Raw genomic sequence first — 13,914 nt, forward strand, 5'->3', positions numbered from 1 at the left:
AGGCCGGGCTTACTTGCGGCCGTAGGTGATCTTCTTCGCGCCGCCCTCGCAGCTGCCGACCACCTTGGCATCGCCGACCTTGTCGGTGTCGACGATCTCCAGCACGTAGCCGGTGACCTGCTTCGCGTCGAGCTTGGCGGCGATCTCGGTCTTCAGTTCGTCGCAGGACTTGCCGGCGGCGACGGCGGGGGCGGCGGCCAGCGTCAGGGTGCTCAGTGCGGCCAGGGCCAGGGTGAGGGTGGCTTTCATCGGGTTCTCCGTGGGGTTGTTTGCAGGTTCACAGGACGGTGGTCCGGCGCGCATGGTGCCATGCCGCGCGCCGGCCGCTGTATCAGGGGCAGCTGCGCACTTCGCGGCCGGTCCACTTCAGCGCCGGGTCGGGGCGCTCCAGCTGGTCGGCCAGCACACCGCTGAGCCGGCCGCTGTTGCCGAACGCGAAGTTGCCGCCGTAGTTCACGTCGGCAATCAGCCAGCGGCCGTCGATGCGGTTCAGCACGACGGTGTCGGTCCAGCCGGTCGCGTCGGCCTGGCCGCCGGCGTCGAAGAACATGCGCACCGGCACCCAGGCGATGTCGCGCGCGAGCCGCGCCGGCTGCGCCTTCACGCGGCTCGGGCCTTCGAACAGGCTCGAATAGAGGTCGCCCTCGACGAATGGCGGCTTGTCGCCCGGCTGCGTCGCGAGGAAGGCCTCGTCGTAGCGGTGCGCCGTCTTCAGCAGGCAGTGCAGGCGCGGCGTCAGCATCGCGGCGATCAGCTTCAGTGCCGGTTCGTCCGGCGCGCCGCCGTTCGGCAACTGCGCGATGCGCAGCTCGTAGAAGGCCTGCACCGCCGATTGCGGGCTGGCATCGGCGGCCTGTGCAGCGCCGTGGGCGATCGACATCGCGATGGAGGCGCCGAGCAACAACGCGAAGCGCGCCGCGGCCGGAAAGGAAGGGAAGCGCATCGGCGGATTCTCTCCGACCGCTCGGGGCCGGGGCGCGTCAGCAATTCACGCACCCCGCAGCTTCGTCGTGACAGCTTGTCAGCGTGCCCCCGCCGCCCGCACCCGCCAGATCACGTTGCCGACGTCGTCGGCCACCAGCAGCGCGCCCTGCTTGTCGAGCGTCACGCCCACCGGCCGGCCCTGCGCGTTCCCCTCGGCCGACAAGAAGCCGGTCAGCACATCGACCGGCACGCCGGCGGGCCGGCCCTGCGCGAACGGCACGAAAATCACCTTGTAGCCGCTGTGGGGCTTGCGGTTCCACGAGCCGTGCTGGCCGATGAACATGCCGCTGGCGAAAGCGGGCGGCAGTGCGTTGCCAAGCGCGGAAGCCAGGCCGAGCGACGCGGTGTGCGGGCCGAGCGCGAAGTCGGGCGGGATCGCGCGGGCCACCATCTCGGGATGCGGCGGCTTCACGCGTTCGTCGACGTGCGCGCCGTAGTAGCTGAACGGCCAGCCGTAGAACGCGCCATCTTTCACCGACGTGAGGTAGTCCGGGACCAGGTCGCTGCCGATCTCGTCGCGCTCGTTGACGACGGTCCACAGCGCGCCGGTCTGCGGCTCGAAGGCCATGCCGTTCGGATTGCGCAGGCCGGACGCGAACACCCGGTGCGCGCCGGTCTTTGCATCGATCTCCCAGATCGCCGCGCGGCCTTCCTCGGCCGCGAGGCCGTTCTCGCCGACGTTGCTGTTGGAGCCGACGGTCGCGTAGAGCTTGCTGCCGTCGGGGCTCGCGATCAGGTTCTTGGTCCAGTGGTGGTTGATGGTGCCGGCCGGCAGGTCGACCACCTTGCTGCCGCTGCCTTGCAACGCGGTGGCGCCGGGCGTGTAGTCGAAGCGGACGACGGCGTCGGTGTTGGCGACGTAGAAGCTGTTGCCGACCAGCGCCATGCCGAACGGCGACTGCAGGTCGGCGAGGAACACGCTGCGGGTTTCGGCGACGCCGTCGCCGTCGGCATCGCGCAGCAGCGTGATCCGATTCGCGCTGGGCACGCCGGCACCGGCCTTCTTCATCGTCATCTTCATGAACCAGCCGCGAATGCCCTTGCCGTCGTCGGGCTTCGGCGGTGCGTTGGTTTCGGCGACCAGCACGTCGCCATTGGGCAGCACGGTGAGCCAGCGCGGGTGCTCGAGGCCGCTCGCGAAGGCCTGCACCTCGGTGCCCGGCGCTGCGGTCGGCTTCACGCCGCTCGGCCAGCCGGTGGCTGGCGCGATGTTGACCAGCGGAATCAGGCTCTTGTCCGGTGGCGGCAGCTTCGGGTTCGGGCCGGTGCCATCGGCGACCTGCAACGTGGCCGGACCACCGCACGACGCCAGCGCGAGCAGGGCGGCGACAGCGGCGAGGCGGGTGGGAATCGAGGGCGGCTGCGGTGTCATCAGCGCCACTTTCCGATCGGGCGCGCCAGCGGGCTGTAGGCGGGTGCGCCGACGCGCTGTCGGACAGCGCCGCGATGCACGACCTGTGGGCATCGTCCGACAGGCATCGGCGAACCCGCCTGACGGCAGGTGGGGGGGCGGGCGACTAAGGTTGTGCCGTCCCAGGACAAGGCTGCGGTGGCATCGGTGCCGCTGCAACAGGCTCAACCAGAGCGCCTGCAGGCGCATGACAGGAGAGAACCATGAACAAGCACACTCTGACGACGACGGCTGCTGCGGTCTTGCTCGCAGGCGTGGCCCTCACCGGTTGCGGCAAGCGCGAGTCGGCCGAATCGACGGCCGCCAACAGCAACGACAGCGTGATTGCGCAGGCCGAGCAGAAGGGCCGCGACATGCAGGCAGACGCATCGCGTGGCATGGACCAGGCGAAGCAGGCCGGCCGCGACGTGGCGCAGGACGCCAAGGCCGCGACCGACAAGGCCGGCGACAAGGTCGCCGACGCGGTCATCACGACCACCGTGAACGCCGAACTGGCGAAGGATTCGAGCCTCAGCGCGCTGAAGATCAACGTCGACACCGACAACGGTCGGGTTGCCCTGCGCGGCACGGCACCGAGCGAAGCCGCGCGCGAACGCGCGACTCAGCTGGCGTCGAACGTGAAGGGGGTTGTCAGTGTCGACAACCAGCTGAGCGTGGAGCCGGCGAAGAGTTGACGTTCTCGATCTCAATCGTGATCGTCGGGAGGCGGAGCGTTTACTCCGCCTTGTCGCAGGGGCTCCAGATACTCTTCGATTTTTTTCTTCGCGATTTCGATGTTGATCATTTGCAGCAGCGTGGCAGGCTGTTTCCCATATGGTCGCGTCAGCTGTGACACATTCGCTGTCGCTTCGACCTGGGGTGTCTGACTCGGCTTGCCTTGATTGCACATCGTGTTGGCAACACGCGAATTCCGGAAGGCGGCAGGCTTTCCCTGTCTAGGCGTGACGCCGTCACGCGGGCGGATGCGCAGCACCACCAATTCTTTGTCCTTGGCTTGCCTCGCCGTCGCTTCGGAAAGATCTTGCCTCGCTAAGGTGGGGCTTGATCGAGTCCGGCCGACGCGCCGCTTTGCAGTGGCGGATTTCGCCACCTGATTCGGCACGGCATCGGGCAATTCGAATCGGCCCCGTGCGCCGCAGTTGGTCACGTCCATGGATTTGCACCGGTGGCGTTTCGACAGCTGTTGTGCTCGTCGCCCTCCGGTCGGCGTGGTGGATGGGCTCGCCCGCTCGGTGGCAGCTTCACCCGGCGTGGCATCTGTGGGCCGTGAAAACGTGGTGACCAACGGCGGATGGCGTGGATCGGCGGAAGCAGCTGTGCAACCCGATGGCGGGGCACGCTCCGCCTTGAGGCCTTCGAACGCTGAAACGGCGAGGTACAGCTGTTGGCGCAGCTGTTTGTTCTCGCAGTTGAGCTGAGCAATCTGGTCGTGCAGTGCCGCAACCAGCCCTTCCGATTCTGGAACCTCTTGCGGATTTCCATCACGGGCGTCCACTTTCTGCATGCTCGCCTTCCGGGGGCTGCGCAGGCGTTTGAGCCACGATGGAGAGCCCTCTTGCCCGAGCAACTCTCGGGAGGGCGTGGACCTTGATCGGGTGGCGGCAGGACGCGTGCTCAACCCGGCACGCCGGAGTGTCTCCGCGGCGCTGTTGCGCGGCGGCTTGATGGATTCGCTGCTTGGGTGACGATCGGCTGGCTCCTGAGTCGTTGGCGCCTCATGGCTCGCGCGAAGCTTGGCTTGGCTGACTCCACTCATTTCGGGCTCCTCGTTGGATTGGGAACGACATGAATGAGTGAGGAGTGAATCGCCAGGAGTTCCAATGCTTGCCGAGGGTTCTCCCTCGGGCAACCCGATCAAGGTCGCTGCGGCGCCATCACTGGTTCGCCGTGCCTGGGGTCGTGTCCGGCACGGCCTGAGACAAGTTCTCCCGTTCGCGCTCCAGTTGCCTGACCCGAGCCAGTGCGAGACCGAGCTGCTGCTTCCATTTCTTGGCTTCCTCCTTCCATTCGTCGGTCTCGTCCTTCAGTTTTTTGTTTTTTTCCTTCAAGCGTTGAATCTTCTCTTCAGGTCGCTCGGGGCGCGGTGGCAATCCCCCATCAGCGGCTTCGGCGAGGCTGGACTTGCGAGGAGAACGGCTCTGTTCGTTGATTCTCCGGACGAGATCTGGGTTGCACAGCCTGGGCACGTGAGGGGCCTTGTCGGGTAGCGACGCCCGCGCCGTCGCCTCTGGCGTCCGCGGAGACTGGCTTGCGGCCCTGGGACGCGTCAAGCTGCGGGGGCTGATGCTGGCAGACCGCTTGAGAAAGCGCGCAATGGGTGACGACTTTCGAGGAGAGTCCTCCTCTGGCCGCCTGTGCGCTGCTTCTGAACGGCCCAGGTGGTCGCGCTGGCCCGTCGGCCTGGGACTCCCAGGTTGCGAGTGTGGTCCGTCGTTGGCATCGACCTCGACCGGTCTGGCCCGATGCGTCGCAGAACTTCTTTGCAGCTGAGCGCGGCGTTCCTCGCTTTTCTTCAGATCTTTTTCGAACTGCACTTTGCGTTCGAACGTTGCATTGGCCTCATCAGTCCGTGGCAGGCTGGATCGCAAGGAACTTTGCTGCGTTGCCTTCTCCTTGTGCGAACCGCCTGGGGGGCTGGACCTTGAACGCGCAGGCCTTGATGCCTGAAGCGGCGTCGAAAACAGCCGGTTCTGATCGTTGCTCAACTTGAGTCGAATCTCTTCCATTTTTCTGGAGATCGGCTCCCGTGCGTTCGCTTGCGCGGGGGCTTCCGACTTTCGTCTTGTTGTCTTGTAATAAAGGCCTCGGGACTTCTGGGACTTGTCGGGATTCACAGCAACTCCATTGAGCCATCAGCTCGGCAATGAACAACGAGCACTGAGTCACCGTGACGCCCCACCAGTTCCATGCGAACCGCAAAAAGCAAAAGGGCCACCTTCGGGTGGCCCTTGTAGCTACCGAACATCGTTCGGGGACGAACGAGACGGGGGTCTTGGCGCCGGGTACGGGTTCCGGACTCCGCCCAATAGTGCGGTCGGTTTGTCGCCTTGATGAAGATGAATTGTGCCGAAGCCTCGCAAGGCCCATCCATCGAAAAGCACGATGAAAGCAACGCTTGTCATGCGATGTCAGGAGCAAGCGGATAAGCTCCCGCCCTCCCATCTCTCGCGTGCCGCCGGACCACCGATCCACGCGGCGCCCCAACCGCTCCCAACCCGTGGAGATCGACTCGCGTGTTCCGCTACTTCGAGAACCTGCTACACCCTTACCCCGACGCGGTGCCCGCGCCGCCGCCGCGCGGCTTCTTCGCCTTCGTGTGGGCGTGCACGCTCGGCTCGCGCCGCTTCGTGCTCGGCATGATGCTGCTGACGGCCGCGTTCGGCGTGTTCGAGGCCATGCTGTTCAGCATGATGAGCCGCGTCGTCGACTGGCTCGGCGCCACCAGGCCCGCCGAGCTGTGGCCGACGCACAGCCTGACGCTGCTGCTGCTGGCCGCGATCCTGCTGGCCAGCCCGATCGCCGCGGCCTTGCAGACGCTCTTCAAGCACCAGGCGCTGGCCGGCAACTTCCCGATGCGGCTGCGCTGGAACTTCCACCGGTTGATGCTCGCGCAGAGCATGAACTTCTACCAGGACGAGTTCGCCGGCCGCGTCGCGGCCAAGGTGATGCAGACCTCGCTCGCGGTGCGCGACACGGTGATGATCCTGACCGACGTGCTGGTCTTCGTGATCATCTACTTCGCGACGATGGCGGCGGTGGTCGGTACCTTCGATGCACGGCTGCTGGTGCCTTTCCTCGCGTGGCTGGGCCTGTACGTCGCGGCGCTGCGCTACTTCGTGCCGCGCCTGGGCAAGGTCGGCCAGGCGCAGGCCGACGCGCGCTCGCTGATGACCGGCCGCATCACCGACGCATACACCAACATCGCGACGGTCAAGCTGTTCTCGCATGCGCAGCGCGAGGCCGGCTTCGCCCGTTCGGCGATGCAGGAGTTCATGCAGACGGCCTATGCGCAGATGCGGCTGGTGAGCGGCTTCGAGATCGTGAACCACAGCCTGAGCATCGGGCTGATCATGTCGACCACCGGCGCCACGCTGTGGCTGTGGGTGCAGGGCGAGCTCGGCATCGGCGCGGTCGCCGCGGCCACCGCGATGGCGCTGCGCCTGAACGGCATCTCGCACTGGATCATGTGGGAGATGGCCTCGCTGTTCGAGCACATCGGCACGGTGCACGACGGCATCAACACCTTGTCGCGCCCGCAGGCGGTGGTCGACCGGCCCGATGCGCGCACGCTGTCGGTGACGCGCGGCGAGATCCGCTTCGAGCAAGTGGGCTTCGCGTACGGCGGCAGCAAGCCGGTGATCGACGGACTGTCGCTGCACATCCGCCCGGGCGAGAAGATCGGGCTGGTCGGGCGCTCGGGCGCCGGCAAGTCGACGATCGTGAACCTGCTGCTGCGCTTCTACGACATCGAATCGGGCCGCGTGCTGATCGACGGGCAGGACATCGCCGGCGTGACGCAGGACAGCCTGCGCGCGCAGATCGGCATGGTGACGCAGGACACCTCGCTGCTGCACCGCTCGGTGCGCGACAACATCCTGTACGGCCGCCCCGATGCCGACGACCCGCAGATGGTGGCGGCCGCGAAGCGCGCCGAGGCGCATGAGTTCATCCAGGGGCTGACCGACCCGAAGGGGCGCCAGGCCTACGACGCGCACGTCGGCGAGCGCGGCGTCAAGCTGAGCGGCGGCCAGCGCCAGCGCATCGCGATCGCGCGCGTGATGCTGAAGGACGCGCCGATCCTGTTGCTCGACGAAGCCACCAGCGCGCTCGACTCCGAGGTCGAGGCGGCGATCCAGGCGAGCCTGTACCGGCTGATGGAAGGCAAGACGGTGGTGGCGATCGCGCACCGGCTGTCGACCATCGCCGCGATGGACCGGCTGATCGTGCTCGACAAGGGGCGCATCGTCGAGGAAGGGGATCACCGCAGCCTGCTGGCGCACGGCGGGCTGTATGCGCGGCTGTGGGCGCACCAGAGCGGTGGATTCCTCGGGGAGGAGACGGCCGATGGGGAAGACCTGCCGCCGGGGGCGAGGCGGCAGGTGGAGTCGGTCAGCTGACTCGAATTTATAGAAATCCCTTTTCACCAAGGGAATCCTGGACGAATTTTTTTGTTAGCTCGAGTTTTGCTGCCTTCTCGGCCTTCTTGATTGCCTTGGCTTCTGCTTTCTTCGCCTTGGCTGCTTCTTCTTCCGCTGTGAGAGTCTTCGGCCTCAAAAGACTTTTGATCGAATCCATCGTGTTGATCCAAAGGGTGGTGACGCGTCTAAGTGGCAATCTGGCCCAGACCGGTTCCATCACTTTTTTGGAGCGCGCAACTCAGCGGTGCCCATCCCAATCGCGCCGGTCGTGATCGCGGTCACGCCAGTCGCGTCCCGGGCCCGGGCTGTAGTACGGCGCCGGTTCGACCACCACGGTGCGCTGGCGGTAGCCGCGCGGTGGCACGACGATGCAGGCGCTGAGCATTTGCGTCACGGCAAGGATGCCGACCAGGCCCAGCACGCGGCGGTTCAGAAAGCGTTTCATCGTGGATCTCCTGAAGGCCGGACAGCGGCCCTGCGACGACAACGGGCGCCGTCACGGCGATGTTGACGCCCTGGCGTTGCTGCGAGGTAAAGGCGAGGTATCCGTGTGTTCGAGGCCCGGCTATCCGACCTCGATGACCGGCTTCGCGCGCCGCTGCCGCTCCAGCATCCACAGCAGGTACGCCACGATCGCGATGTTCAGCAGCAGCGTCGCGACGCGCAGCGGGCTCACGCGGTGCAGCAGTTCGTAGAGCTCCACCGGCACATAGATCGCGCCACCCGCCGCACCGAGCCACGCGCCCCAGCGGTAGCCGCGCCACAGGCCGTACGCTTCGGCCAGTCGCACGCACGAGTACAAGGCCGCGAGGCCGGCCAGCAGCCACAGCCGCGCATCGGTCAGCTGCGAACTGGCTTCGAGGAAGATGTGCGGGAAATGCCGGTCCGGGTCGAGGTGCAGCCCGGCGACCAGCGCTTCGGCCAGGTGCCGCACGTCGCGGTGCAGCAGCGACAGCAGCCCGAAGCCGCCGGCCAGCACCGCCAGGCCCTTGATCGCCTCGAACAACGCGACCAGCTGCATCGTGCGCGGCGGGTGAGGGCGGGTCGTCATGAGGTCAGCGGCCGCGCGGCGGGTGCGTCGATCACGACGTCGCTGCACGGCTGCGCGACGCACGGCAGGATGAAGCCTTCGGCTTTCTCGTCGGCGCTCAGCCCTGGCCACTCGATCGGGTACGCGATGCGGCCGCTGACGAGCTTGCACAGGCAGGCGCGACAGGTGCCGTTGCGGCACGAACTGGGCAGCCGCAGCCCGGCCAGTTGCGCCGACTTCACGAGCCCCTGCCTCGCCGGTGCCGTGAAGCGGAAGCCGCCCGGCTCGACGAGCGCCTCGAACGGCCCGGCTTCAAGCGGCGCGGCGCTGTCGTCGCCTCCGCTCATTCGGCGGCGGCCTCGTCCAGGAAGCGCACCTTCACCTTGCGGCCCTTCAGCTTGCCCTGGTTCAGCCGTTGCAGCGCCTGCTTCGCGATCGCCCGGTCGACGGCCACGTAGGTGGAGAACTCGCCGACCTGGATCTTGCCGACCTGCGCCGCGGTGAAGCCCGCCTCGCCGGTCAACGCGCCCAGCACGTCGCCGGGGCGGATCTTGTCCTTGCGCCCGCCGAGGACCTGCAGCGTGCGCATCGCCGCGGTCAGCGGGCCGCCGCCGCTCGGCGTCAGCTCGCTCAGCGGGTGCCATTCGGATTCGCGCCCCTGCACCTTCTCGATGGTGCCGACACGGCCCATCTCATCCATGCTGGCCAGGCTGAAGGCCCAGCCTTCGTCGTCGCCGCGGCCGGTGCGGCCGATGCGGTGCGTGTGCACCTCGGGGTCGGGCGTGATGTCGACGTTGATCACCGCTTCGAGCTGCGCGATGTCGAGCCCGCGGGCGGCCACGTCGGTGGCCACCAGCACCGGGCAGCTGCGGTTGGCGAACTGCACCAGCACCTGGTCGCGGTCGCGCTGCTCCAGGTCGCCGTGCAGCGCGAGCGCCTGTACGCCCTGCGCCTGCAGCACGTCGACCAGGTCGCGGCACTGCTGCTTGGTGTTGCAGAACGCGATCGTGCTGGCCGGGCGGAAGTGGTTCAGCAGCAGGCCGACGGCATGCAGCCGCTCGTCGTCGCGAACCTCGTAGAAGCGCTGGCGGATCTTCGCGGCGGCGTGCTGCTCGGCGAGCTTCACCTCGCGCGGCTCGCGCAGGAACTGCTGGCTCAGCTTCGCGATGCCCTCGGGGTAGGTGGCCGAGAACAACAGCGTCTGGCGCTGCTTCGGGCAGCGCCTGGCGACCGCGGCGATGTCGTCGAAGAAGCCCATGTCGAGCATGCGGTCGGCCTCGTCGAGCACCAGCGTGTTCAGCGCGCCCAGCGACAGCGTCTCGCGCTCCAGGTGGTCGAGGATGCGGCCCGGCGTGCCGACGACGATGTGCGCGCCGTGCTCCAGGCTGGCGATCTGCGGGCGCATCGTCGCGCCGCCGCACAGCGTCAGCGTCTTCACGTTGTCTTCGGCGCGCGCCAGCCGGCGGATCTCCTGCGTGACCTGGTCGGCGAGCTCGCGCGTGGGGCACAGCACCAGCGCCTGCACGTCGAAGCGCTTCGCATCGAGCCGGGCCAGCAGCGCGAGCGCGAACGCGGCGGTCTTGCCGCTGCCGGTCTTGGCCTGCGCGATCAGGTCGTGGCCGGCCAACGCGATCGGCAGGCTGGCCGCCTGGATCGGCGTCATCGTCTCGTAGCCGAGGCGGGACAGGTTCTCGAGGGTCGCAGCGGAAAGCGGCAGCTGGCTGAACGGGGGCGCTTGGGTCATGGCGCGGATTATCCGCGCGCCCTCCGACGGCCGCTCAGCGCGCGGCGGCGCGTGCCAGCGCCTGGCTTGCGACTGCCCCCGCGGACAGCTGCTTCGTGAGGTACTCGGCCAGCCGCACGTGCTGGCTGAACACGACGTTGAAGCGCAGGTGCGGGTCGCCGGCGTTGTCGGCCATGAAGGTGGCGCCGCGCGCGAGCAGGATGCCGTTGCGGTAGGCATCCTTCACCAGCTCGTCGATGTCGATGCCGTGCGGCACGGTTCCCCACAGGAACAGGCCGCCTTCGCCGGGGTGGTCGAGCAGCACGCCGGCCTGGCGCAGTTGGCGCGTGGCCAGGCCGCGCGCGGTGCCGAGCTTCTGCTGCAGCCGGTCGATGTGCTTGCGGAAGCGGCCGGTCGACAGCAGTTCGAGCAGCACGTATTCGTTCAGCGACGCGGTCGTCAGCACCGACAGGATCTTCTCGCGCAGCAGCGGCTTCAGCCACTGCGGCTCGGCCGCGATGTAGCCCAGGCGCAGCGCGGGGCTCAGCGCCTTGCAGAAGCTGGAGTAGTAGATGACGTTGCGCAGCTCCGACAGCTGCGCGAGGCGCGTCGGGTGGCCGGGGTGGAAGTGGCTTTGCACGTCGTCCTCGGCGACCAGGAAGCCGTGGCGGTCGGCCAGCCCGAGGATGCGGTGCAGGTTGGCGGCGCTGCTGCTCCAGCCGGTCGGGTTGTGCAGCACGCTCTGCACGAAGAACAGGCGCGGCCGCTGTGCGGTGCAGGCGGCCTCGATCTGCGCCAGGTCGGGCCCGTCGTGGCGCCGCGTGATCGGCACGATGCGCACGCCCATCTGCCGCAGCCGGTCGAACAGCAGGTGGTAGCCGGGGTTGTCGACCATCACCGCATCGCCCGGTTGCAGGAAGCTGCGGCAGATCAGGTCGATCGCGTGCGTGCCGCCGTAGGTGGTGAGGATGCGGCTCGCATCGGCCGCGATGCCCTGGCCGCGCATCAGCGTCGAGATGCGCTCGCGCAGCTCGGGCAGCCCCTGCGGCGGGCAGCGCGCCGCCATGCCGCCGTTGGCGCGTGCCAGCCCGCGCTGCACGACGGTGGCGGGGATCGCGTCCTCGAGCCACGACACCGGCAACGAACCGGCGCTGACCGGCAGCAGGCCGGCGCGCTGGTCGTGCGCCTGCTGCACCAGCCAGACGGCGTCCTGTTCTTCGCCGGCTTCGAGCAGCGCCTCGAGGGCGGGCGGGGCCGCGGTCTCGCAGACGAAGAAGCCGGCGGTGCCGCGCGATTCGACGACGGCCGACGCCACCAGCCGGTCGTAGGCGGTGACCACGGTGTTCGGGCTCACGCCAAGCTGCCGCGCCAGCGTGCGGATCGACGGCAACTTGGCGCCGGCCGACAGGCGAGCGCCGTCGACCAGCGCGCGCAGGCGGGTCTCGATCTGGTCGGCGAGCGGAACGGAAGAGTCGCGGTCGAGGGAGAACACGGGCGTCCTTGGAGGTCCAGCGGGATGTTCATCGCGTCAGCAGCAGCACGGCCAGCACCGCCAGCGATCCCGCCATGATGGCATTGAACGCCTCGCGCCAGCCGGGGCGCGTCAGCACGCGGCGCAGCCCGGCGCCGAACAGCGTCCACAGCGAGATGCACGGGAAGTTGGTCGCCAGCGTGATCGCCAGCACCAGCAGCGCAGCCACGCCGGTCGGCATGCCGGTGGGCATGAACACCGTCGCGACGGTGACCGACTTGAGCCAGGTCTTCGGATTGACGAACTGGAATGCGGCCGCCTCGACGAAGCCGACCGGCTTCGCGAGTTCGGTGCCGAACACCACCGGCGTGGTCAGCTTCCAGGCCATCCACAGCAGGAACAGCGCGCCGGCAATGCGCAGGGCGTCGTGGATCGCCGGATGGTCCGCGAGCAGCGTGCCCAGGCCCATGCAGGTCAACCAGGTCTGCACGCCGCCGCCGAGGCTGACGCCCAGCAGGTGCGGCAGGCTGCGCCGGTAGCCGAAGTTCGCTCCCGAGGTGGTCAGCAGGATGTTGTTCGGGCCGGGTGTCGCCGACATCAGCAGCGAGTAGCTCAGCAGGGGCAGCAGGTCGTTCATCGTGTCTCCTCAGGATGGAGACGAGCTTAGGAACGAGGCGGCGGCGCGTGAAGCTACAGGCGCGGGCGGTGCGCCCGGCACTGTATCAATCGGCGCGGGCGCACAGTTTCAGCGCGCGGCGGCTGGGCTACGCTGGTGCATCCCTTTCACGCCTTCACGGATGCCGACGATGGACCTGCCGATCTCCTACCGCGATGTCGACATCGCTGCCGCCCACCTCGCGGGCGTGGCGCACCGCACGCCGGTCGCCACGTCGCGCACCGCCGACCAGCGCACCGGCGCGCAGGTGTTCTTCAAGTGCGAGAACCTGCAGCGCATGGGCGCGTTCAAGTTCCGCGGGGCGTACAACGCGCTGGTGCAGCTGGATGCGGACCAGCGCCGCCGCGGCGTGATTGCCTGGTCGTCGGGCAACCATGGCCAGGCGATCGCGCTGTGCGCCGGGCTGCTGGGCCTGCCGGCGGTGGTCGTGATGCCGCAGGATGCGCCGACGCTCAAGATCGCCGCGACGCGCAGCTATGGCGCCGAGGTCGTGCTGTACGACCGCTACCGCGACGACCGCGAGGCGATCGGCCAGCAGCTCGCCACCGAGCGCGGGTTGACGCTGATTCCGCCGTACGACCACCCGCTGGTGATGGCGGGGCAGGGCACGGCGACCAAGGAGTTGATCGAAGAGGTCGGGCCACTCGACGCGCTGTTCGTCTGCACCGGCGGCGGCGGGTTGCTGAGCGGCAGCGCCACGGCGGCCAACCACCTGTCCCCCGACTGCGCGGTGTACGGCGTGGAACCGGAGGCGGGCAACGACGTGCAGCTGTCGTTCCGGCGTGGCGAGCGGGTCGGCATTGCGGTGCCGCAGACGATTGCCGACGCTGCGCAGACGCAGATGGTGGGCGCGCTGACCTTCCCGGTGATCCAGCGCCGCGTGCGCGATATCCTGACCGTCAGCGATGCGCAGCTGGCGCGCACGATGCGCTTCATCGGCGAGCGGATGAAGCTGGTCGTCGAGCCGACCGGCTGCCTGGGTGCGGCGGCGGTGCTGGAAGGCGCCGTTCCGCTGGCCGACAAGCGCGTCGGCGTGATCCTGAGCGGCGGCAACATCGACCTCGCACGGTATGGCGAACTGGTGGCGGCCGCATGAGCCGGCCCCTGCAGACCTGGCAGGGCAGCTGCCATTGCGGGACGGTGCGCTTCGCGATCGACACCGATTTTCCCGAGCTGACGACCTGCGACTGTTCGATCTGCCGGCGCAAGAACGCGCTGATGGTGAAGGTGCACGAGAGCCGCTTCCGGTTGCTCGCGGGCGAGGCCGCGCTGACCGAGTACCGTTTCCACACCCGCACCGCGCGGCACTTCTTCTGCAGCACGTGCGGCATCTATCCGTTCCACCGCAAGCGCGTGACGCCGGATTTCGTCGGCGTCAACGTGTTCTGCCTGGAGGGGTTCGATCCGGCCGGCATCCCGGTGCGGGCGACGGTCGGCGCGGCAATGGCTTGAAATCGTCGCCTGAAATTCGTTCAAGTCGG

16 protein-coding genes are annotated in these 13,914 nt (G+C 68.1%); 4 read left to right on the forward strand and 12 right to left on the reverse strand.

Going from position 1 to position 13,914, the window contains the following annotated elements:
* Window positions 1-9 precede the first annotated feature (9 nt).
* From FHT26_RS07610 to FHT26_RS07620, 3 genes are all read right to left on the reverse strand, one after another.
* Window positions 10-249 carry a DUF1161 domain-containing protein gene (locus FHT26_RS07610; protein ID WP_168559537.1) on the reverse strand — a complete coding sequence of 80 codons (240 nt, stop codon included), beginning with the start codon at window positions 247-249 and terminating at the stop codon, window positions 10-12.
* Between the two features lie 82 nt (window positions 250-331).
* Window positions 332-943 (reverse strand): YqhG/Tai3 family protein, encoded by a 612-nt coding sequence (locus tag FHT26_RS07615; protein WP_168559538.1) that lies wholly within the window; start codon window positions 941-943, stop codon window positions 332-334.
* A 78-nt stretch (window positions 944-1,021) separates the two neighbouring features.
* Complete coding sequence (locus FHT26_RS07620) at window positions 1,022-2,356, reverse strand: PQQ-dependent sugar dehydrogenase (protein ID WP_168559539.1); 1,335 nt, start codon at window positions 2,354-2,356, stop codon at window positions 1,022-1,024.
* 242 nt (window positions 2,357-2,598) lie between these two features.
* On the opposite strand from FHT26_RS07620, the gene FHT26_RS07625 reads away from it, so the two are divergent.
* Window positions 2,599-3,069, forward strand: coding sequence for a BON domain-containing protein (locus tag FHT26_RS07625; RefSeq protein ID WP_168559540.1), 471 nt, complete (start codon window positions 2,599-2,601; stop codon window positions 3,067-3,069).
* Window positions 3,070-3,080: 11 nt separating this feature from the next.
* Here the strand turns inward: FHT26_RS07625 and FHT26_RS07630 are convergent, their stop codons facing one another.
* Window positions 3,081-3,899, reverse strand: a complete 819-nt coding sequence (locus FHT26_RS07630) for a hypothetical protein (RefSeq protein ID WP_168559541.1) — start codon at window positions 3,897-3,899, stop codon at window positions 3,081-3,083.
* A 370-nt stretch (window positions 3,900-4,269) separates the two neighbouring features.
* Window positions 4,270-5,229, reverse strand: a complete 960-nt coding sequence (locus FHT26_RS07635) for a hypothetical protein (RefSeq protein ID WP_168559542.1) — start codon at window positions 5,227-5,229, stop codon at window positions 4,270-4,272.
* Window positions 5,230-5,628: 399 nt separating this feature from the next.
* Here FHT26_RS07635 and FHT26_RS07640 point away from each other — a divergent pair, with 399 nt between their 5' ends.
* Window positions 5,629-7,512: an ATP-binding cassette domain-containing protein gene (locus FHT26_RS07640; protein ID WP_168559543.1), complete on the forward strand. Its 1,884-nt coding sequence runs from the start codon at window positions 5,629-5,631 to the stop codon at window positions 7,510-7,512.
* 7 nt (window positions 7,513-7,519) lie between these two features.
* Here the strand turns inward: FHT26_RS07640 and FHT26_RS07645 are convergent, their stop codons facing one another.
* The 7 genes from FHT26_RS07645 to FHT26_RS07675 all read right to left on the reverse strand — a co-directional run bounded on the left by FHT26_RS07645 (window position 7,520) and on the right by FHT26_RS07675 (window position 12,394).
* Entirely contained in the window at window positions 7,520-7,690 is a 171-nt protein-coding gene (locus FHT26_RS07645; RefSeq protein ID WP_168559544.1) for a hypothetical protein, read from the reverse strand.
* An 81-nt stretch (window positions 7,691-7,771) separates the two neighbouring features.
* Window positions 7,772-7,978, reverse strand: coding sequence for a hypothetical protein (locus tag FHT26_RS07650; protein ID WP_168559545.1), 207 nt, complete (start codon window positions 7,976-7,978; stop codon window positions 7,772-7,774).
* A 120-nt stretch (window positions 7,979-8,098) separates the two neighbouring features.
* A complete protein-coding gene (locus FHT26_RS07655) occupies window positions 8,099-8,584 on the reverse strand; it encodes a DUF2127 domain-containing protein (RefSeq protein WP_168559546.1) in 486 nt (161 codons plus the stop codon).
* Entirely contained in the window at window positions 8,581-8,910 is a 330-nt protein-coding gene (locus tag FHT26_RS07660; protein WP_168559547.1) for a 2Fe-2S iron-sulfur cluster-binding protein, read from the reverse strand. Before FHT26_RS07660 ends, FHT26_RS07655 begins: the two co-directional genes overlap by 4 nt.
* The gene (gene dbpA / locus FHT26_RS07665) at window positions 8,907-10,307 is read right to left on the reverse strand and encodes an ATP-dependent RNA helicase DbpA (protein WP_168559548.1); all 1,401 of its coding nucleotides are present in this window, start codon (window positions 10,305-10,307) and stop codon (window positions 8,907-8,909) included. The genes FHT26_RS07660 and dbpA overlap by 4 nt, the downstream gene beginning before the upstream one ends.
* A 34-nt stretch (window positions 10,308-10,341) precedes the next feature.
* A complete protein-coding gene (locus FHT26_RS07670; protein WP_168559549.1) occupies window positions 10,342-11,778 on the reverse strand; it encodes an aminotransferase class I/II-fold pyridoxal phosphate-dependent enzyme in 1,437 nt (478 codons plus the stop codon).
* Window positions 11,779-11,806: 28 nt separating this feature from the next.
* Window positions 11,807-12,394: a LysE family translocator gene (locus FHT26_RS07675; RefSeq protein ID WP_168559550.1), complete on the reverse strand. Its 588-nt coding sequence runs from the start codon at window positions 12,392-12,394 to the stop codon at window positions 11,807-11,809.
* 160 nt (window positions 12,395-12,554) lie between these two features.
* On the opposite strand from FHT26_RS07675, the gene FHT26_RS07680 reads away from it, so the two are divergent.
* Together FHT26_RS07680 and FHT26_RS07685 are read left to right on the forward strand one after the other, a co-directional pair.
* Window positions 12,555-13,529: a threo-3-hydroxy-L-aspartate ammonia-lyase gene (locus FHT26_RS07680; protein WP_168559551.1), complete on the forward strand. Its 975-nt coding sequence runs from the start codon at window positions 12,555-12,557 to the stop codon at window positions 13,527-13,529.
* Complete coding sequence (locus tag FHT26_RS07685) at window positions 13,526-13,885, forward strand: GFA family protein (protein ID WP_210427283.1); 360 nt, start codon at window positions 13,526-13,528, stop codon at window positions 13,883-13,885. Before FHT26_RS07680 ends, FHT26_RS07685 begins: the two co-directional genes overlap by 4 nt.
* Window positions 13,886-13,914 lie beyond the last annotated feature (29 nt).

The organism is Rhizobacter sp. SG703, assembly GCF_012275445.1.
Lineage (GTDB): Bacteria > Pseudomonadota > Gammaproteobacteria > Burkholderiales > Burkholderiaceae_C > Rhizobacter.